This is a genomic window from Helicobacter pylori FD535 (genome assembly GCF_000296015.2).
GTDB lineage: Bacteria > Campylobacterota > Campylobacteria > Campylobacterales > Helicobacteraceae > Helicobacter > Helicobacter pylori_CT.
Map to the genome: position 1 here is coordinate 1 of NZ_AKHP02000023.1, position 272 is coordinate 272.

Annotated in this window: 1 protein-coding gene; it reads right to left on the minus strand. The window is 45.6% G+C overall.

Annotated features, from left to right (window positions below; all coding sequences use genetic code 11):
* On the minus strand, positions 1-272 hold a 272-nt coding region (locus DV63_RS0209290), incomplete at both ends, for a beta-ketoacyl synthase N-terminal-like domain-containing protein (RefSeq protein ID WP_031202343.1).

Sequence of the window (272 nt, forward strand, 5' to 3'; positions counted from 1 at the left end):
CTCGCCATATCCGGCAAATTCTGCATAAATTTTCGCCCCTCTTTTTTTCGCGCTCTCGTATTCTTCAAGCACCAAAGCCCCAGCGCCTTCGCCCATCACAAAACCATTGCGATCCTTATCAAAAGGTCTTGAAGCTTTTTTGGGATCATCATTCCTTGTAGAAAGGGCTTTAATGCTCGCAAACCCCCCAATCCCTACAGGACAAATGGTGGATTCTGCTCCCACGACTAACATTTTATCAGCCCCATTAAGCAAAATGGTTTTAACGGCTT